Consider the following 19,929-nt stretch of genomic DNA (forward strand, 5'->3'; position numbering starts at 1 on the left):
GAACCATTCGTTAATATGTCAAGTTGCCTGAAAAACCCAACAGACAAAGCTTTCAGGTTTTTTAATAAATTCTCACCCCCTGTGAACGGTTACAAATTTATTAAATTTTTAGGATACTAATAAAGGAATTTATCAGATTTTGAATGAAATGACATATTTTTCCATATTGATGCACTAATATAGTATTTTGTCAAGATAATTTAGACGCGTTTCCCCTGGGGGTGGGGTTATTGTATTTCACTCAACAGATAATCACTATAGTTAAATTTAACTATAAATTCAACTTTTTATTTATCTACTTAATTTCCCCTAACTGGCAATTCTTTTCTATGCTGAATTAACAACCCAATCGCCATTCCCATACCCACAATAGCCGTAAAGTAAAATAACCCAATCAACCGAATATACATTGGTGGTGCAATTCCCTCAACTTCCACAGATTGCGCTACCTTCACCGCTGGAAATTGACGTTGAGATTCAGGTAAAGAAATAGCTTCTACCTCTACCTTATGAGGTGAACCATCAAAAAATTGTTCTTGCCATATTAACTTCCCTTCTGAATTAGGAAATCCCTGATAAGCAAACACCGTTAAATTATCTTCTAATGCGATCGCCTTTACTCGCAATCCGACATCCTTAATAGCTGCCCCTGTAGTGCTATCCTTGACCTCAACCGCTAAATTTGCCAAAGTTCCCACAGTCGCCAGTTTATCCCCTGTAATCCTCACTTCCATGCCCTGAGATTGGCTAATTGATGGGGCAATTTTCTCATTTTTATGATCATGTGCATCACCGTGAGCTTCCGCAACTTCTGCCGTGATATTAATAAATAATAGCGTCACAATTGCCACTACAGTTAATGCACTTAACAACAACCGGACAGACTGGGGAGCAATTTCCCCCTCTTTGATTTCCTCTTGTCCACCAATTACCCAACCGCCTAACAATCCTAATGATAATAAAATCGCTGCAATCACCACAAAATATTTATATTTAAGAGGATTTTCTCTCACATTCAAATTCAAAGTTTGCTGATAACTAGCAAAAGCATTTGCAACCAAAGGAGAAACATTGACTTGAATTTGATAATTACCGCGAATTGGTAAAATTTGCTGAAATTCTAATTTACCATTAGGTGCAGCCGCCTCCAGTTCTAATAATTCTGTTCCCTCAACAATTGGAAAATCTGTAGTTAATAAAGGATTCCGGGGAGGTGTGGAAATCTGCAATTTAATTAAGGCATTTGTTAACAGCTTTCCGCCAGCATCAACAGCTTGTAATTTGAAAGTCACCGGAGATTGTTTCCTATCTGTACCAGCTTCAAAAGGCAGAATTTTTTCTAAAGGTGGATTTGTCGAAAGTAAAACTTGAGATTGGGACGTTTGAGAAACTCCCACCAAAGAATATAAAATTGATAAACAAATACAAGCAGAACTAACAACAGCAAACAGACGATATTTTCTCATAGGAAATTAGAATTTAACTGGGCGTTGCTGAACTGAGGTATGAAATTAAAAAATTAAAAAATGAAACTCTTACTCTCTGCGACTGGAGCGCCTCTGCGTGTTCGCGTAGCGTGCCGTAGGCATAATAAAATCATCCTCTTAATCAGCAACGCCGAATATTTTAGATTTAGCAAATGAATTTGAGTCTAACTTATTATTTATCTGGGCGATTGTAAATCGCAGCTACACAGGATGAACCCTTAATTTTTCCTTAGGTGGACTTTGTTTGTGTAGAAGTGATTTCTAATCGCCCAATACGTTTAAAACTTTATGATAGTTTAATGACAAGCAACGCCCAAAGCATGGTGACGCGCTGAGTGTGCTGTGTTATGCGCTGGTGGATAGGTAGAGAAAAACACAGTCCAAATCAGCAAAGAAGATAACATCATGTAAAGACTTACCTGTACAGGCTTAGAAAGGGTAATGCCCGCAGTTTTTTGTAATACTGAAGTCCGAGAAAAAGCAGTCATTTGTGAACTCCTATAAATAGTTGCGCTACTTGGTGACAAAAAGATATTGTTAACATCAGCAGCTATTGTCAAAATCCTAGCACCTTATTCCATTTACTAGGCTGCAAGCATCATCTGTTCTCTAGTCAACGGTAAATCAACCAATATATCAGGAATACTTCTGAAAATTACTATAGCAAGATCCCCGACTTCTTAGAGAAGTCGGGGATCTAAATCCTGAAAATCATTTTTCCAAGTTATTGACAATAATTCCTAATTTTTATATTATACATAAAGCTAATTGCAAATTATTCGCAATTTCTCACATACCCATATTCCTATTAGTCTCATGTCTGACAACTTTACTTTCAGTAAAGATAAAATTTGGAGTCGTCGCCAACTACTACAAATCGGATTATCCGGTGCTGGAGTCCTAAGTGCAGCCACAATTTGGCAGATATTGAATACCAAAAATCATGCCAATGTCAGAGTACCACCGATGGAAATGGCAACATCTAATGGTGCTACTAATCCTATGCAGGTATTACGAGATTTTGATTATGGAACAATTAAGCAGGAAAATGGGCGCACAGTCCGTGAATTTCAGCTAACTGCTGGAACTTCCACAATTCAGCTTAATAGTGCTGTCTCCTATAATATTTGGGACTTAAACGGGCGGATTCCAGGTCCTACACTTCGGGCTAAAGAAGGAGAAAGAATAAGAATACTTTTTCTCAATAATGCTGGACATTCCCATTCTTTACATTTTCATGGAGTTCATCCTGCTGAAATGGATGGAATAAAACCTGTAAGTAACGGTAGAGCGACCATATATGAATTTGATGCCGAACCCTATGGCGTTCATTTATATCACTGTCACGTTGCCCCGGTTACTCGCCACATTGCTAAAGGTTTATATGGAATGTTTATCATTGACCCGCCTAAACCTCGTCCCCCTGCGGATGAAATTGTTTTAATTATGTCTGGGTATGATGTAAATGATGATAACAAAAATGAATATTATGCTTTTAATGGTGTGCCACATCATTATATGCACCATCCCATTCAGATTTACCAAAATCAGTTAATCCGGGTCTATGTTTTGAATATTATTGAATTTGATCCTGCTGTGACGTTTCATCTGCACGCTAACTTCTTTGATGTTTATCGTTCCGGTATGACAATGAAACCCAGTGAGAAAACCGATGTTTTAACAATGGGTGTCGCTGAAAGGCATATTTTAGAGTTTGCGTTTCCCTATCCAGGTAAATATATGTTTCATCCTCATCAAGATGCGATCGCTGAAAGCGGGTGTATGGGACAGTTTGAAGTAATCGCGGAAAAAGATTCCCAAAAATCCGTCAATAAATCCTGACAAAACTCAGAAAGATTACTTAATTTATACTTGTCTTTTAGAATAATAGTTGATAAATATTTGCATTTATGATAAATCATAATTATATCTAAAACGAAATATTTGCCAATTTATCTACTACTAAATCCTTAAATTACAAACATTAACAGTTTACCAGGAGCAAAAATGATCAGATTCCGTTATTTATTCTTGTCTATCGCTGCTTGTGCCATGATTTCCTTGAGTTCTTGTACCAGCGACATACCAAAAGCAGAAATGCAAACACAAAGCACAGTCCCGGTTGCAGAAATGAGCGCTCATGGTAATAAAGCTAAAATTAATATCAATAATGCAATTTTATCGCAGTTAGATAAATTAGAAGCTACGTTAGGAGTCCCAGCTTTATCAAACAAAATTCAAGCCAACCGTCCCTACGCCAATCCAGTGGATTTAGTTAGTAAAAAAGTTATTACTCAAACCCAGTTTGATAAAATAAAAGACATGGTGACAGTTGAGGAAGTTGTGCTGACCGGTGAAGCGAAAGATATTGACTATATGACCAAATTGGGATTAATGAAAGGGCATCTTTTAGTAGCCAAAGAATTATTAGATCAAAATCAACCTAAACAGGCTCAACCCCACATTGGACATCCAGTTGAGGAAATTTATATTGATGTTGAAGAACAACTGGAAGAACGCAAAGTTAAAGAATTTAAAAGTAACTTGGTAAGTTTAACCGACTTAGTTAAATCTAATCCCAAGGATGCCAAAATCAAAACTAACTTTACCACTTCCGTGCAAGCTGTGGATAGTGCGATCGCCGCTTTACCAACGGAAGAACGTAGCAAACCCGAATTTGTTCTCCAAGTTATCAACGGTTTACTAGATGCCGCTAACTCAGAATATGGTGCAGCAATTGCCAACGGCAAAATTACCGCCCCCATTGAGTATCAAGATTCTCGTGGCTTTATAGTCTACTCTCAAGAACTATATCAAGATATTTCTAGCCAAATGACTCAAGAACATCCTGAGTCGCACAAAGCCATAGATACAGCTTTTATGGAATTGGTGAAAGTTTGGCCTACTGCTATCCCTCCAGTCCAAGCAGTCAGCACTTCAGAAGATGTTACCAAGCTAGTAAAAATCATCGAGGAAAATACCCAAAAAGTGCGAACAAAAACCAGCACTAAAGCACAAAATTAGTATTTTCACACCATTGGAAGTCCAGAATAAGACGTTTAAAATGGTGAATAAGAGAGAAAATAGTTAAAAACCAAAAGTGAAACCAGTTTGGGGTTTTAAAACCTGAAAAAAGTATAACTGCTCACTAATAATTGGTATCTAAAAACTCTCCTCATGTAACTTTGCTCAACTTAACAACTAATGCAAGAACTCGACCACCAAAAGACCATTGATATTCTCAACTCCATTATGGAATTTGAACTAGCAGGGGTAGTTCGTTACACCCATTATTCCTTAATGGTGACAGGTCCTAATCGTATCCCCATTGTGGCATTCTTCAAAGCACAAGCCGCAGAATCTTTACTTCATGCTCAACAAGTAGGAGAAATTCTCACAGGCTTAGAAGGGCATCCTACCTTGAGAATTGCTCCAATGGAAGAAACTTTCAAGCATAATGTTAAAGACATATTACAAGAAAGTTTATCCCATGAAAAGAAAGCTTTGGATATGTACAAAACTCTTCTAGAAACCGTCAATAATGCCAGTATCTATTTAGAAGAATTTACTCGTGGTATGATCGGACAAGAAGAGATGCACAATCTCGAACTCAAGAAAATGTTACGCGATTTCAGTTAATTTAGTCCCCCTCCTCGCTTGCGGGGAGGGGGTGGGGTTCTATGGGACAAACAGAGGATTGTGCTTTTACCCCCTACAGAAATCAGGAGAAGCAAAAATCTACAACTAACACTAATAAATATGAATTTTAGTACCGCTCTACCTACTTTTGTAATTACCCTCAGAGAAGGTGTGGAAGCCGCTCTAGTTGTGGGTATTGTCCTCGCATTATTAAAAAAAGCCAAACAATCTCGATTGAACCCTTGGGTTTATGCTGGTGTTATTGTTGGTATTATAGTTAGTGGCTTAATCGGTATTTTATTTACGGGGATCATTAAATTCTTAGGATCTATTAATCCTCAATATACCTCCGTTGTTGAGCCAACATTAGAAGGTATATTTAGTGTTTTAGCTATAGTTATGCTCAGTTGGATGCTTATCTGGATGACAAAACAAGCCAGATTTATGAAAGCACAAGTTGAGGGAGCAGTCACAGAAGCATTAGGCAAAAACTCAAATGCTGCTTGGGGAGTTTTTAGTTTAATTTTAGTCGCTATTGTCCGCGAAGGATTTGAAACTGTTTTATTTGTTGCAGCCAATTTTCAACAAGGTTTATTACCAACTTTAGGCGCACTGGGTGGTTTAGCAACAGCCGCAGCTATTGGGGTTCTATTATTTAAATGGGGTGTGAAAATTAATATCCGCCAATTTTTCCAAATCATGGGCGTTTTATTAATATTAATTGTTTCTGGCTTAGTAGTTTCCGGGTTACAACACTTTGATGAAGCTATAGCCAATCTGTCCCTGAGTAGTCGTTCTTCAGAAAATCTTTGTTTCTATTATGAACACTTTACCAGAATTCATTCTTGCATCTTAGGTCCAATAGTTTGGAATACGGAAAAAATCTTATCTGATGAACAGTTCCCCGGTATCATTCTCAAATCATTATTTGGTTATAGGGACAAAATATATATTGTTCAAGCTGTAGGATATTTAGTATTTCTTACCAGTATTGGTGGACTATATTTCCTCAGCATTACAGGTGGAAATAATCAATCTAGCAAAAACAGCAAAAATAAAGTTATGACTAGTGGTCTGTCAAGCAAAAAATTGTGAATTTGAGAGAGCGATTGGTAAAAGAAGGCATAGAGTCAGCATTAAAGCGCAAGCCCAGTAAACCGCCGCCTCGTCAAACGATTATTGATGGAGGCTTATTGACAATAAACAGAGGTAGAAGTTTCCTAAGTAGTGAGACAGAATTAATTACACAATGTCATTGGGAATGGAACGAATCGAAATGAAGCAATCACAACCCTTGCGATTGCTTCCCTTCGCTCGCAATGACTGTAAATATTTTTGTCCAATTACTTATTTTTGGCTTTTCTAATTAGCGATTCCTACGGAGCGCTTTGCTATCGCTAAAAAATCCTGTAAATTACATTACCGATTTTTCGCACCTCACAAAATTGCGTTGCTCTCCTTCCATCTCAGGGCTAAAGCCGCTGAGTTTCCCACATAGCAGGTATTTTTATGAATTTGCTAACAGAGCTATCAATTTCGGTAATTATTCCCGTTTATAATGGCGGTGAGATTTTTCGTCAGTGTTTGTCAGCTATTAGCGCATCACTGGAACGTCCTCAAGAAGTTATTGTAGTAGCTGATGGGGATACAGATAATTCTTGGCAGGTAGCGACAGACTGGGGCGCTAAAGTTATTAGAGTCGAGGAAAAGGGGGGACCCGCACAAGCCAGAAATCTAGGTGCGGCTGCGGCTCAAGGAGATATCCTGTTTTTTGTGGATGCTGATGTCACTATAGCGCCAGATACAATCAATCAGGTAAGATTAGCTTTTGCAAAAGATCCGAGTTTAGCAGCGTTGATAGGTTCTTATGATGATACTCCAGGAGCGAGTAATTTTCTTTCTCAGTACAAAAATCTTCTTCATCATTATACCCATCAAAATGCCAATGAAAACGCTTTCACTTTTTGGGGGGCTTGCGGTGCAATTCGTCGTGATATCTTCTCAGCTATGGGGGGTTTTGACGAGAGTTATCGTCGTCCCTGTGTGGAGGATATTGAGTTAGGTTATCGGCTCAAAGCAGCGGGTTACAAAATTGAATTGATGAAAGCTTTACAAGTAAAACATTTGAAAAAATGGGAAGTCATATCTTTAATTAAAGCAGATGTGTGCGATCGCGCTTTACCTTGGACACAATTAATACTCCGTCAAGGAGAAATGCCTTCTGATTTGAATTTGGGTTGGTCAAGCCGGCTAAGTGTCATTTTAGTTTACTCTTTGTTACTGAGTTTACTGGCTTGTTGGTGGCAATGGAGATTATTAATTGTGTCTGCTGTTATCTGTGCATTGCTTACAGGAATTAATGCTTCTGTTTACCAATTTTTTATAAGTAAGCGGGGTATTTTATTTACCTTGGGCGTATTACCTTGGCACTGGTTTTACTATTTTTACAGTGGTCTAGCCTTCGTGATTGGTATTTTAAGGAAAGGTATCATATTTATAAATGCTCATAATATAATACTATCAATAATAATACTATCAGGTGCTAATACTTGAAAAATAACTGCAATATTGTAATAATTGGTGCGGCTGAGTTAGTTAAGCAAGGTATTAAGCCAATTGTATTAGAACAAGCTGACAAAGTAGGGGGAATTTCGCGCACAGAAACATATAAAGGGTATCGCTTTGATATTGGCGGTCACAGATTTTACACCAAAGTGGGAGAAATTCAGCAAATTTGGTTAGAGATATTGGGGAATAACTTTTTGAAAGTCCCTAGGCTATCCCGCATTTACTACAATGGGAAATTTTTTAACTATCCTTTGGAAGTAACTAATGCCTTATCAAATCTGGGAATTATTAACAGTTTGCTAATGTTATTTAGTTATTTGCAAGTTAAAATTAAACCTCATCCAGTTGAAGAAAATTTTGAACAATGGGTTTGCAATCGCTTTGGTAAAGCATACTTTCTTCTCAAGAACATATTGTTGAATTTAGATGGTCAATTCTGAATAAAATTCACGCCCATTGGGTAAGATTATCGGCTCGATGGTTCTATCCTTGGGCGGATGATATTGTCATCGTTTCTCAGGCAGCAGCCAAGGATTTTGTGCAAGTAACTGGTATTCCTCTATCTCGGATTCAGGTAATTTATAACCCTGTTATCACCCCTGAACTTCTGGAAAAATCAAAACAGCCCCTAGATCATCCTTGGTTTAAGCAGGGAGAACCTCCAGTTATTTTAGCAGTGGGAAGGCTACATCAGGTCAAAGATTTTTCTAATTTGATCCGAGCTTTTGCTATGGTGCGACAGTTACAACCAGCTAGATTAATGATTTTAGGGACTGGAGCGAAGGAAAAGCAACTAAAAGCTTTAATCTCTGAGTTGGGTGTAGAACAGGATGTTATGCTACCAGGTTTTGTAAATAATCCCTATGCTTATATAATTGCCTCATCTGTCGTAGTTTTATCTTCTCTTTCTGAGTCATTCTCAAACGTGATCATTGAAGCGATCGCTCTAGGAACGCCAGTTATATCTACAGACTGTCCTAGTAGTCCAAGGGAGATTCTAGCCAACGGGAAGTACGGAGAGTTAGTGCCTGTTGGTGATAGCCAAGCAATGGCTGAGGCTATAAAACGGGTATTAGCAGGTAATATAAAGTCCGTTGATGCTGCTTGGCTTGAGCAATTTAGTGTAGCAACAGCGACTCAGAAATACCTTAATTTGTTTAGCTATCCCGACAGAAGCCCCAGGTCTCACTCTTAGGAGCGTGGGATGAATGGCGGGTGAGTTGACGACAGTTCCCTGTTTCCTATATCTTGCATTTTACTCCGAAATATGAAAAGTCGAACTAATTATAGGCCCTGACATTTCTGAAATAGGTGAGACTGCCTTGGGACGTATTGGAGTAGTATTACTCAATACGGCGATAAGTTGCAATAAAAATGTAATAAAGGCTGCTTGTATAAGTTTTTCTAGCATAATACCCCTCTCTTTATTTATATGGATGGGACTTCTATAGGAAATTGTTATTCTCAATACACTTTGCGTTATCGGTTTATCGGATTCGGTGCATATAACTTGAGAATATCGCAGAAATCTATTAAAGAATGTGATCTAGATCTCTCTTTATATGTACCTAACAACTAAGACGGTTATTTTTCAAAAAAGTGTCTTGTAACTACAAATTTATTTTTAAATTTACGGAAATAGACAATTCTAATACTCCAGGCACTCAATTAATGAAAACCGTATAAATACTGATACTTGCGTAAGATATATTTCTTCATAAAAAATCCTATCTGTTCTCTTTACCCAGTTTTTTTGAATGTTAATTGGCAATTTCAACACAATTAGTCTTTGTCACCGATAGAATAAATGAAAAATAGCTAAAAACACGCTAAATGATTCCTATCGTTATTGAACAATCGGGTCGAGGCGAACGTGCCTTTGATATCTATTCACGGCTGTTGCGTGAGCGGATTATTTTTTTGGGAGAACAGGTTGATAGCAATCTGGCCAACTTGATTGTTGCCCAACTGTTGTTTTTAGATTCTGAGGATGCGGAGAAGGACATATATATGTACATTAATTCTCCTGGTGGTTCAGTAACAGCGGGTATGGGTATTTTTGATACAATGAAGCATATCCGCCCCGATGTCTGTACAATTTGTACTGGATTAGCCGCAAGTATGGGGGCTTTTCTCCTTAGCGCGGGTACAAAGGGTAAGCGGATGAGTTTACCCCATTCACGGATTATGATTCACCAACCTCTCGGTGGCGCACAAGGACAGGCGACTGATATAGCAATTCAAGCCCGCGAAATTTTGTATCACAAGCAGCGGCTGAATGAATATCTTGCTGAACATACTGGCCAACCTTTTGAGCGAATTTCTGAAGATACAGAACGTGATTTCTTCATGTCTCCTGCTGAAGCTAGGGACTATGGCTTGATTGACCAAGTAATTGACCGTCATGCTGCTGGTAGTCGTCCTGTAGCTTTAGTTTAGTCATTAGTCAGTTGTCATTAGTCAGTTGTCAGTTGTCAGTTGTCAGTTGTCATTGAGAAAATTCTTCTTTCTTCTTTCTTCTTTCTTCTGACTCCTGAACTCCTGAACCCCTGATAGCGCAGCGTGGCGTTAGCCATACTCCTGATGCTAAAATCCCGCAATGGGGTCTGGTTGGGATTTAAGGTAAGTGAGAAAATTTCGTAGTTCTTCTTCACTTAGGAGAGAACGTCCTCGTTTGCTGTAGGTTTTGACTAGATAATCTTTTCCTTGTTCTGGTGTCCAGCCTAATCGCTCGATTTCTACGTCTGTTTGGGCAATAACATCAGATAAGTTGACTGGTTCATTGCGTCTTTTGTTTTTACCAATGGCTGACTGGACACCAGTATCTTCGTAAGGTGTGTAACTCCGAGGGGTGAACGGTGTAACATTACTCGGAGGGACTTCTGCTAAGGCTAAGGGTCGAGATTCTGGTTCTTGATGTGGGAATATTTCTGGTTTTGTAACTTGAGTATCAATTTGCTCTTCTAGAAAGGGTGGTGTATATATTGCTGTGTTGGTGTTGCTGACCGGAGGAAGGGGTTGTGATTCCTGTAGAGCAGGTTTGATTGGTGGTGGAGTTACTGATGGTGAAGCTGATTTTGTGGCTTCTACTGGGAGGTTTTTGATGCCTAGAACTGTGAATGCTCTATCTCTAGCTTGGTCTTCTGCTGCTTCTACTGTTTCTGCTCCTGCCATACCCGTTGCCTTGGTGATGCCTTCGAGTTGTATACTGACACGGACGATATATTTCCCTTGAAAAATTTCTATTAGTTCTGAGATAATACTGCCGTTGGGGTACAAGTTCTGGAATTGTGCCAACATAATGCTTTCAACCATTTTTATCTAAATTTTCCTAATAACGTCAGTTCTTAATTAGGGAACAGGGAACAGGGAACAGGGAACAGGGAATGAGTCAAGAATTTTTCTCCATTACCAATTACCAATTATACTCAACACGGCTTAATAATTTGATTCTGTGGGTAGGGGTTTAGCACTGCTAAACCCCTACAAATCTAGGTTTTTCGTGATTTTGTAAAAGTCCATGTCTCAACCGTGTTTAGTATACCAATTACCAATCCCCTAGACAAAACCATATATTTCAATATAAAGTTTTACTGAGAACTAAGCACTCACAATTTTAAATATGTTCTGATACTAGCAGTTGTTCAACACAAATTGTTGTCTATCTTTAAAATGCTATACTAATTACCCAATTAGATATCTAGAAGTATTTTTAAAGAAGTGCGCTCTAAATCTACAATGATAAAGATAAGGTCTGCCCTCGTTGCCTGTGTTTTACTGCTTACCTGATTGTTACCAATCCTACATAAGCGAGAATTGGGTTTTTCAGCGGTTTCTGCCAGTGAAGACATGGCTAACGCCACGCTATGTTATCAGATGCTGATGGCGTGAGATTACCTTATATCTAAACCATCAAACACCTATGGTTAAGCCAGTTTGTAGCTTGTGGGTGGTATAGAGAGTTCTTCAAACCAAGTCTCTCACTCATCCATTATCTAATTACTTAGTGTTTAATTATTGAGTATCAGGAGTGCATGGTGGAAATTGTTTAGATCAGGTCAAGGGTCACGCAAGCAAACTCTGAGATTGTCGTGCAGTGAGAAGTCACTCGATTTTGGATTAATGATTTTGGATTTTGGATTGACTTCACCAAACAAGTGTAGAAGCTCGAAAACTTTGGATTTGGGATTGACGTTAGCGAAGCGTACGCAGCGCAGCGAGTATTTTTCCGTCCTGAAAGACGGAAACCCATACCAAATTTTTTTAATCTAAAATCTAAAATCTAAAATTTCCGGTCAACGCAGGGGCTTTCTTTGACAATGACTATGGCTAATGCCGTGCTGCGCTATGAGCGGACTTGCCTTTTCTACGAAACACTACGCAAGGGCGAAATTCGTACGGCAGCAAGTGTCTGTAGACCGTGAGGGGATACAGTAAAGGCCGGACTCGACAACAAATGATGTTTTGACCAAAGGTCGGTTCACTGCATGGAATTTTCAATCGCTACACTTCTTGCCAATTTTACAGATGATAAATTGGTGGCTCGTAAAGTCCTAGAAAAGAAACTGGGTTGTGAGGATGAAGAAAGTCTAGAAAAACTCCAAATTACTTTGGATGTGTTAGAAAAAATTGGGCTTTTGGTAAAGGAACGGGGGAAATATCGCCGCGTTACGGAAGAGGGCTTAATTGAGGCGAAACTACGTTGTTCTAGTAAGGGCTTTTGTTTTGCGATTCAAGATAGCGAAGGCTCAGAGGATATTTACATCCGCGAAAGTCATTTGAGTAATGCCTGGAATGGCGATCGCGTTTTGGTTAGAGTCCTCAAGGAAGGTAGTCGCCGGCGATCGCCTGAAGGTGAGGTGAAGTTGATTATGGAGCGGTCTAATCATACTTTACTCGCCAGAATTAAGCAGGTAGAGGAAGGGTTTCGGGCTGTTCCTTTGGATGACAGATTGCTGTTTGAACTGAAACTACAACTCAACAGTATGAAGTTGGAAGAGGCTATTGACCATTTAGCTCATGTAGAAATTCTCCGCTATCCGTTGGCACAATATCCCCCCTTGGGTCGAGTGGTACAAATTCTGGGTAGTGATGCTGAAGCCGCAGCGGATATAGATTTGGTCACTTGTAAACATGATTTATCCCGAACTTTTCCCGATTCGATCCTCGATACGGCGGCGAAGTTACCCAAGAGACTCCTGAAAGCAGACCTGAAAAATCGTCTGGATTTACGTGATGTTTTTACCTTCACTATTAAGAGTAGCAACGGTGATGAGTCGGTGGTAGAAAATGCCTTTAGTGTCGAAAAAATTAGTGCTGACAATTGGCGATTAATTTTTCACATTACGGATGTTTCCCACTATATTCAAGCGGATGAAGCTTTGGACAGGGAAGCACTCAAGCGTGGTAAGTCAGTGTATCTAGGAGAGTTATTATTGCCGATGTTACCAGCAGCGGTGACAGAACGGTGTTCTTTAGTCCCTGGAAGCGATCGCTTGGCTCTTTCCTTGATCATCACCATTAACCCTCAATCGGGAGAAGTGGAGGAATGGGAAATTCAACCGAGTGTGATTAATGTAAATGTAGCTGTCAGTCAAGGGGATACAGAAAGCATCCTCGCCGCTGAAAGCACCAAAGTGGCAGCCGCAGTCCAAGAGAAATTACTAGATTTGCAGACTTTAGCTACTGCTATTAAACAGATACGGTTACAGCGCGGTAGTTTACAGTTGAATCTCCCACCTAGTCATAACCCCTATTATGATGAGGGATCAATGGGATCTGTGGTACTGAATGACTTGCCAGGGCGATCGCTCATCACCGAGTTGGTAATATTAGTGAATCAACTCATGGCTGATCACCTCAGCGCCTTGGGGATTCCTAGTTTATGGCGAGTTCAAGGCACACCTGATCCCGAAGATGTTCAGGAAATGCTCAAACTAGCTGTTAATTTAGGTGTGGAATTGGGACTAGATCCAGAATTGGAAATCCAACCCCTAGATTATCAACACTTGACCGGTGCTTTTGCCGATTCCCCCTCGGAACAAGTTCTCACCTATTTATTACAAGATACCCTCAAGCCTTCCGTCTACAGCACCACCAAAGGTTCTCATTTTGGACTGGCTTTATCCCAATATGTCCACATCACCGCCCCCCTACGTCGTTATCCAGACATCCTCTTACAACGGGTGTATCATCACTTAATAGAACATGGGCGCGATCGCCGGAATACCCGCGTTAAAGATCGGATTAACCTGCGCCATTCCAATTGTCACGAAGAAATTAATTGGAACGTTCTCCCCCCAGAACTCCACCAAGAAATCCAAAGTGACTTAGCCAGAGTCATTGTGCAAATTAATGACCGGGAAAAAGAAGTCCAAGAAGCTGAAGCCGATTTAGCCGGACTCCAAAAAGCTTCCTTAATGAAACAACGCATTGGCGAAGTCTTTCCCGGCGTAATTACCGGAGTTCAATCCTACGGCTTCTTTGTCGAAATTGAAGTCCCAGTAGAATCGCCCACAGAAACCAGTCTCGCTAATACCTTACGGGTAGAAGGACTAGTTCACGTCAGTTCCCTCAAAGACGATTGGTATGAATATCGAGCCAGACAACAGGCTTTATTTGGGCGGAAAAATCGAGCTTCATACCGATTAGGTGATAGCTGTATGGTACAAGTCAAAAGTGTTGATTACTACCGTCAACAAATTGATCTTGTCACCGTTGGCGCTGATGGTTTACCAAAAAGTATGGGCGCAAATGGTAACAATGAAGATGACGATACAGGAGACATTTATTCACCCAATAAAACCGACCCCTTTGCTCAAGAACCCTATGATGAGGAATAGTCAGTTGTCCATAGCAATTTTAGATTTTAGATTTTGGATTTTAGATGAAAAATTATTTGGGTTGATACTCCATCCCTGGTGGATGGAACAAATCCAAAATCGGCAATCCAAAATCCAAAATTGTTTGACTAATGACCAATAACACAAAACCTTTAATCCTGGGCGTAACAGGTGCATCCGGTCTGATTTACGCTGTTCGCGCCCTCAAATTTCTCTTGGCAGCAGAATATCAGATTGAACTGGTAGCCTCTAAATCAACTTACATAGTTTGGCAAGCAGAAGAGGAAATCCGAATGCCAGCAGAACCAGATAAACAAGAGCAATTTTGGCGACAACAAGCCGGAGTTCCCGAACAGGGGAAACTTCGGTGTCATCCTTGGAGTGATGTTGGTGCTGGTATTGCCAGTGGTTCTTTCCGAACTTTGGGGATGGTCATTATGCCTTGTAGTATGAGTACAGTTGCCAAACTAGCTGGGGGACTCAGTTCTGATTTACTAGAACGAGCCGCAGATGTCCAAATTAAAGAAGGACGTAAACTGGTAATTGTCCCCAGAGAAACTCCTTTTAGCTTAATTCACCTGCGGAACTTAACGACCTTAGCGGAAACTGGCGTGAGAATAGTACCTGCTATTCCTGCTTGGTATCACAACCCTCAAACCATTGAGGATTTAGTTGATTTTGTGGTTGCTCGCGCCCTAGATCAACTAGATATTGACTGTATACCAATTCAGCGCTGGCAAGGTCATTGATAGCAATCAAAAATGGCTCTTCGGTACTTGTTATGCTAAGTTACCAGTCGGTAACAAGTAATTGGACAAAAATATTTACAGTCATTGCGAGGGAAGGGAAGCAATCACAACCCTTGGAATTGCTTCATTTCACTTCGTTCCATATGGCTAACGCCACGCTGCGCTAACTCAATGACATTGTGTAATTAATTCTGTCTCACTACTTAGGGAACTCTTAACTGGGAACTCTTGACTGGGAACAGGGCAAAGAAAAAAAATTTTGCCATAATATTCAAAAATATGGCTTATTTCTTCTACACAGCAAGCTTTATGAGATTTCTTTGTTCAGATTTTGCATATTATGTACTCAAGAGCCTCAAAAATTAACAATTAAAAATGGAAAGACTAAATTTTTAACTATTTTGCGTAATTCCCCACCCTCAATGTACTCATAGGGTGGGGATGTAAGCAAGTCAAAAACGAAACGTTCAAAAAATGTTTTTTACTGCAAGTAAAAGAATTTTGAGGACAGTTGAGTTTTTGACAAAATATTAGGTTGTCGGCGAATTTACAATGCTAGTATAGCATAAGTTAAGAAAGTGAATGAGAGGTAATTATCAATGGCGTTACGTAGAGCGACTTTCAGACTATATCCTAATAAGCAAGTCAATGAAATGTTGCACTACCACCGCAAACTTCATAAAGATTTGTACAATGCTGCTGTATCCAACCGCATTACTTCATACAAGAAGTTTGGTAAATCTGTTTCTTACTTCGAGCAGCAGAATTGTTTACCGGAATTCAAGGAAGTATGGATAGAATATAAAGTAATTAATTCCCAAGCGTTACAAGCTACCTTGAAGCGGGTTGATTTTGCTTTTCAAAGATTTTTCAAGGGACTAGCATTGTATCCTAAATTCAAGTCAATTCGTCATTACTCTGGTTGGACTTACCCATCTTTTACGGGCTGGAAAGTCCACAGTACAGGAGACAACGGTTATTTAGAATTAGCAAAAATTGGTCAGATTCAAATGCGGGGTAAAGCTAGGCTTTGGGGACATCCCAAGGCTTTAGATATCGTTAACCGTAATGGAAAATGGTACGCTTCCATCGTCTTAGAAATTGATGATACTTTGTTAAAAAATAGCCGCAAAACTGATAATGGGATTATTGCAATTGACTTAGGTTGCAACGATGCAATTGCTTGAACAAACGGTGAAGAAAATGGTTTAGTCCCTGCACCTCGGTTTTTCAGAAACGCAGAACAAAAAAATAAACAATTAGGAAAAGCTAAACGCAGAAAACGCGCTCCCAATTTCAAGAAAAAAGTCAAGGCTTCTAGAAGGTGGAAAAAAGTTCAGAAATTAGTTAGTAAACTTTCGAGAAAAGTTGCTAACCAAAGACAAAACTTTGTTCACCAGGAAACTACACGAATAATCAGCGGTAATAGCACGGTAGTTACTGAAAAATTAGAAGTCAAAAACATGAGTGCCAAAGCCAAAAAAGGTAACCGTAAAAAGCAAAAAGCTGGGTTGAATAAATCAATTCTTGATGTAGGAATGGGGATGATAAAGTCCGCTCTAAAAGCGAAATTATCAGATATTGGTGGCTTGTTTGTAGAAGTACCTACTCGCAAAGTGAAACCGTCTCAAACCTGCCCAAAATGTGGACATCAAGAGAAAAAAACCTTAGCCGAAAGAACTCATGTTTGCCATAACTGCGGGTACACCCAACAACGCGATATCGCTGCCGCAGAAGTCATGCTATTTTGGCACTCAAATAATCTACAGGGGTTAGGAACTAGCCTCTTAGACGTAGATGATTCTAGCTCTACTTCAAACACTAGCAAACGCAAGAATGCTGGAAGTATGAAGCAACTAGGTCCTGTAAAACGTCAAAAATCTCAACTTACTGATGGGGATGTAGAAACCCCATCTTCAACGAAGTAAGATGGGGTAGTTCATGATAACCTTTACATGGTGTTTTTAGAGAAAAAATTATTTGTTAGCAATACCTTGTCCAAATCGAAAAAAGTCTTGATTTGTAGGTTGGATTGAGGTACGTTCACGTATCCCTAACGGGAGGCGTTAGCCATAGTGTGGCGATAGCTTGCGTGGCGACGTAGGAGCCATAGCCATAACCCAACAAATGCGTCGGGTTGCGCTGTCGCTTAACCCGACCTACAAAAAATTGACAAGGTATTGAGAGGCTACACTCCAATTGATGATATCTTTTCTAATTAGGGCTTGCTGATAGCGTGGCGTAAGCCATATAAAGATAAAACCTAGATATATCAAGAGGTTGAGGGTTGAAAAAGGTGAATCAGGTGCAAGGAATAAGGGTGGAAATTAGCAAAAACCTATCACTTGGATTAAAGACTATTCTTTTCTTCTTCTAATTCTTCCTCCTGACTCCTTCTTCAAGGATTTCATGATTCTGTGCAACTTCACATAAAATTGGGATTAAGGGTTAAAATTCTTTTGGCAATTATAGGTTATTTATAAATCATGACTGTGGGTAAGAAAATAAAGGTTATAGATAGACTCCGCTTGGGTTTTGCGGTATCAATGGCTAAAAGTGTGACGTTTTTGGTGCGGTCATTGCGTCTTGGTGCTGCTAGTGTTTTACCCGGTTCGATTGCGCGACGGATAGAACCTCGGATTTTGGAGTTATTGAGTCAGCAGGTTAAAAATGGGGTAATTCTCATTGCAGGGACGAATGGGAAAACTACTACGGCATTACTGTTATGCACTATTTTAGAACGGAATGGTTTCTGTGTTGCCCATAATTCTACTGGTGCAAATCTCGAAAATGGGTTAGCGACGGCTTTGATAGACAATGCTAGTCTGCTGGGAAATCTGAATGTAGATTATGCAATTTTGGAGGTTGATGAAAATATAGTTCCCAAGGTTTTAAAACCATTACAACCGCGAATTATTCTCTGTTTGAATCTGTTCCGTGACCAGTTGGATAGATATGGGGAAGTGGATAGTATTAGTAAGCGGTGGACTCAGGTGATTGCTACTTTACCAACAACAACGGTAGTTATTCCCAATGCTGATGATCCGACTTTATCCTATTTGGGTCAACAGTTACCGCAAAAGGTGTTATTTTTTGGTTTAAATGAGCCTGAGAATTATTTAGAAGCTATTCCTCATGCGGTTGATTCTATTTATTGTCCTAGATGTGGTCATGCTTTAGATTATCAAGGGGTTTATTTGTCCCATTTGGGAGATTTTACTTGTCCTAGTTGTGGTTTTACTAAAAGTAAACCTGCTTTATTAAGTCAGGAATGGCCACAAATTCTCGTGGGTTTGTACAACAAATATAATACTTTGGCAGCAGCTACAGCAGCGCAAGCATTAGGAGTTGATGAGGTGAATATTAGGGATGGAATTAATAATTTTCAAGCTGCTTTTGGTCGTGCGGAAGATTTAGTGATTGACGGTAAACGGGTGCGGATTCTTTTATCAAAAAACCCTGTAGGAACAAATGAAACTATTCGTGTCGTCACTCAAAGTACCGATAAAACTACTTTATTGGTTTTGAATGATAGGACTCCTGATGGTACTGATGTATCATGGATTTGGGATGTGGATACAGAAAAGTTGGTAGCACGGGGTGGAACGTTGATTGTGAGTGGCGATCGCGTGTATGATATGGCTTTACGTCTACGTTATAGTCAGGAATCTCTGGACAGTGACATCAATCTGATTGTAGAGCCAAATTTGCAGCAAGCGATCGCTACTGCTCTAGAGCATACACCCGCAAATGAAACCTTACACATTCTCCCCACCTATTCAGCCATGCTGGAAGTGCGAGAAGTATTGACTGGTAGGAAAATCCTCTGATAATTGACTAATGACGTTTATGGTTTATGTGTGAATTATGAAAATAGTCAAACTGATTTTACTGGCTTTTCCTATGTTTTTCGCATCTCTGCTATTAGTAGTTAACCCAGCACACGCTGCCAATTTCAAACCTATACCTGCTGTGCAAATGATTGTGGTGACATCTACTCAAGCCAATCTTGATATAGTTACACCGCAAATAAATAGCATCACACACTCTGTAATCGAACAAACTGGTTGTAGTTGCACTAATTGTGTTCAAGCTAATTTACAAAAATTACAAGGTAAATTACCTATGGTGGGAATTTAACAATATTTTAGGGACACAGCAAATCTGTGTCTTTATTAACTCAAGTTGCTAGTTATCTCGTTGAGGCTGGTAATAGGTAATTGGTAATTGGTAATTGGTAATAAAAGCTCTGGTTTCATCCTGTTCATCCTTTAATCCTGGACATTATCTCGACTATGGCTACGCCACGCAGGCTATCGCTCGATAACCACCTGATTCTGAAAATTTACTTAACTAGCAACTTACATTATTACTTTATATATAGTAAGAGTCAGAAGTTATACTAAACACGGGTGAGATTTAAACTTTTGCCAAATGACAAAGAACCCAGATGTGTAGGGGTAAAGCATGAGCTAAACCCCTACGTTTAGAATCAAACAATCAAGCCGTTTTGAGTATACAGCAATTTCCAATCATATAAGGTACATCTTAGCCCCCTCATCGCACCCCCCTAAATCCCCCCGCTGCGGGGGGAAGAAAAGGATAAGCTTTTGATACTGGAGGGGGTCTGGCTCTTATACACAT

15 protein-coding genes and 2 pseudogenes are annotated in these 19,929 nt (G+C 39.6%); 14 read left to right on the forward strand and 3 right to left on the reverse strand.

What is annotated here, in order from left to right:
* Nucleotides 1-299 precede the first annotated feature (299 nt).
* Both IQ228_RS05210 and IQ228_RS05215 read right to left on the reverse strand, forming a co-directional pair.
* Entirely contained in the window at nucleotides 300-1,466 is a 1,167-nt protein-coding gene (locus IQ228_RS05210) for a hypothetical protein (protein ID WP_193962343.1), read from the reverse strand.
* A gap of 317 nt (nucleotides 1,467-1,783) precedes the next feature.
* Nucleotides 1,784-1,975, reverse strand: coding sequence for a CbtB-domain containing protein (locus IQ228_RS05215; protein WP_071992818.1), 192 nt, complete (start codon nucleotides 1,973-1,975; stop codon nucleotides 1,784-1,786).
* A 328-nt stretch (nucleotides 1,976-2,303) separates the two neighbouring features.
* On the opposite strand from IQ228_RS05215, the gene IQ228_RS05220 reads away from it, so the two are divergent.
* The 9 genes and pseudogenes from IQ228_RS05220 (at nucleotide 2,304) to clpP (ending at nucleotide 10,133) form a co-directional block, all read left to right on the forward strand.
* Entirely contained in the window at nucleotides 2,304-3,329 is a 1,026-nt protein-coding gene (locus IQ228_RS05220) for a multicopper oxidase domain-containing protein (protein WP_035082603.1), read from the forward strand.
* A gap of 165 nt (nucleotides 3,330-3,494) precedes the next feature.
* Nucleotides 3,495-4,511, forward strand: a complete 1,017-nt coding sequence (locus IQ228_RS05225; RefSeq protein WP_027403546.1) for a helix-hairpin-helix domain-containing protein — start codon at nucleotides 3,495-3,497, stop codon at nucleotides 4,509-4,511.
* 180 nt (nucleotides 4,512-4,691) lie between these two features.
* The gene (locus IQ228_RS05230) at nucleotides 4,692-5,126 is read left to right on the forward strand and encodes a bacterioferritin (protein ID WP_027403547.1); all 435 of its coding nucleotides are present in this window, start codon (nucleotides 4,692-4,694) and stop codon (nucleotides 5,124-5,126) included.
* 120 nt (nucleotides 5,127-5,246) lie between these two features.
* The gene (locus IQ228_RS05235; RefSeq protein WP_027403548.1) at nucleotides 5,247-6,221 is read left to right on the forward strand and encodes an FTR1 family protein; all 975 of its coding nucleotides are present in this window, start codon (nucleotides 5,247-5,249) and stop codon (nucleotides 6,219-6,221) included.
* A 414-nt stretch (nucleotides 6,222-6,635) separates the two neighbouring features.
* The gene (locus IQ228_RS05240; protein WP_193962344.1) at nucleotides 6,636-7,679 is read left to right on the forward strand and encodes a glycosyltransferase family 2 protein; all 1,044 of its coding nucleotides are present in this window, start codon (nucleotides 6,636-6,638) and stop codon (nucleotides 7,677-7,679) included.
* On the forward strand, nucleotides 7,676-8,134 hold the full coding sequence (locus IQ228_RS05245) for an NAD(P)-binding protein (RefSeq protein ID WP_027403549.1): 459 nt from the start codon (nucleotides 7,676-7,678) through the stop codon (nucleotides 8,132-8,134). The genes IQ228_RS05240 and IQ228_RS05245 overlap by 4 nt, the downstream gene beginning before the upstream one ends.
* Before the next feature lie 5 nt (nucleotides 8,135-8,139).
* Nucleotides 8,140-8,226 (forward strand): annotated as a pseudogene (locus IQ228_RS27355) (hypothetical protein); the annotation flags it as partial.
* 6 nt (nucleotides 8,227-8,232) lie between these two features.
* Nucleotides 8,233-8,889, forward strand: a complete 657-nt coding sequence (locus tag IQ228_RS05250) for a glycosyltransferase (RefSeq protein WP_051424392.1) — start codon at nucleotides 8,233-8,235, stop codon at nucleotides 8,887-8,889.
* A gap of 638 nt (nucleotides 8,890-9,527) precedes the next feature.
* Complete coding sequence (gene clpP, locus IQ228_RS05255) at nucleotides 9,528-10,133, forward strand: ATP-dependent Clp endopeptidase proteolytic subunit ClpP (RefSeq protein WP_027403550.1); 606 nt, start codon at nucleotides 9,528-9,530, stop codon at nucleotides 10,131-10,133.
* A 147-nt stretch (nucleotides 10,134-10,280) separates the two neighbouring features.
* On the opposite strand, the gene IQ228_RS05260 is transcribed toward clpP, so the two are convergent.
* Nucleotides 10,281-10,994 carry a hypothetical protein gene (locus IQ228_RS05260; protein WP_027403551.1) on the reverse strand — a complete coding sequence of 238 codons (714 nt, stop codon included), beginning with the start codon at nucleotides 10,992-10,994 and terminating at the stop codon, nucleotides 10,281-10,283.
* A 1,187-nt stretch (nucleotides 10,995-12,181) separates the two neighbouring features.
* Between IQ228_RS05260 and IQ228_RS05265 the strand changes: the two genes are divergently transcribed.
* The 5 genes and pseudogenes from IQ228_RS05265 to IQ228_RS05285 all read left to right on the forward strand — a co-directional run bounded on the left by IQ228_RS05265 (nucleotide 12,182) and on the right by IQ228_RS05285 (nucleotide 19,425).
* Nucleotides 12,182-14,536: a ribonuclease R family protein gene (locus IQ228_RS05265; RefSeq protein ID WP_193962345.1), complete on the forward strand. Its 2,355-nt coding sequence runs from the start codon at nucleotides 12,182-12,184 to the stop codon at nucleotides 14,534-14,536.
* Nucleotides 14,537-14,667: 131 nt separating this feature from the next.
* On the forward strand, nucleotides 14,668-15,285 hold the full coding sequence (locus tag IQ228_RS05270) for a flavin prenyltransferase UbiX (protein WP_027403553.1): 618 nt from the start codon (nucleotides 14,668-14,670) through the stop codon (nucleotides 15,283-15,285).
* Nucleotides 15,286-15,884: 599 nt separating this feature from the next.
* A pseudogene (locus IQ228_RS05275) lies at nucleotides 15,885-17,213 on the forward strand (RNA-guided endonuclease InsQ/TnpB family protein).
* Between the two features lie 558 nt (nucleotides 17,214-17,771).
* Nucleotides 17,772-19,115, forward strand: a complete 1,344-nt coding sequence (locus IQ228_RS05280) for a Mur ligase family protein (protein ID WP_190384185.1) — start codon at nucleotides 17,772-17,774, stop codon at nucleotides 19,113-19,115.
* A 37-nt stretch (nucleotides 19,116-19,152) separates the two neighbouring features.
* Complete coding sequence (locus tag IQ228_RS05285) at nucleotides 19,153-19,425, forward strand: hypothetical protein (RefSeq protein ID WP_027402842.1); 273 nt, start codon at nucleotides 19,153-19,155, stop codon at nucleotides 19,423-19,425.
* The last annotated feature ends 504 nt before the right edge of the window (nucleotides 19,426-19,929 follow it).

Origin of the sequence: Dolichospermum sp. LEGE 00246 (assembly GCF_015207865.1) — a bacterium.
GTDB classification, from domain to species: domain Bacteria; phylum Cyanobacteriota; class Cyanobacteriia; order Cyanobacteriales; family Nostocaceae; genus Dolichospermum; species Dolichospermum heterosporum.